At 56.0% G+C, this 450-nt stretch carries 1 protein-coding gene and 1 pseudogene; both read left to right on the forward strand.

All coding sequences use genetic code 11. From position 1 onward, the window contains the following. Positions 1 to 8 precede the first annotated feature (8 nt). Entirely contained in the window at positions 9 to 65 is a 57-nt protein-coding gene (locus tag EXE48_RS19475) for a hypothetical protein (RefSeq protein ID WP_443984496.1), read from the forward strand. Between the two features lie 232 nt (positions 66 to 297). Next, positions 298 to 450 (forward strand): annotated as a pseudogene (locus EXE48_RS19480) (DUF6788 family protein); the annotation flags it as partial.

Consider the following 450-nt stretch of genomic DNA (forward strand, 5'->3'; position numbering starts at 1 on the left):
GACCGGGCGTGTGGGCCGAATGTCCAAGCTGTGGCGAGATCGTTGACCCCACCCATGCTCAGTAAACAGTTCATCCAGCGGATTGCGAGGCTCGAGCCGTCATCGACAACGCACCACGAGTGCCGTCACTGTGGATACAGCATCGAGAAGGACGTCGATGAATGTCCACAGTGTGGCTCTCACGAAATTGCGGTCTACGATCTCGAGTAATTGCTGAAGTGCTCACGGTTGGCAGAGAAGGTTCAATACCTTATGTAGCACCCGAACGCTAACATGGCTCCGGTTGTTACATAAGGTATGGAGCAGCCGTCACCACCCACCTCGCTCCCGAAGTATCTCGCTGAGGGGCTCCCCAAACAGGACACGGAGACACTCCAGGAGGTACAGAACTATATTGAGGCGCTCATCGAGTATCGCGACCAGTCCGTCGACACTGACGAGCTTCCCGAG

Origin of the sequence: Halorubrum sp. ASP1 (assembly GCF_005435135.1) — an archaeon.
GTDB classification, from domain to species: domain Archaea; phylum Halobacteriota; class Halobacteria; order Halobacteriales; family Haloferacaceae; genus Halorubrum; species Halorubrum tropicale.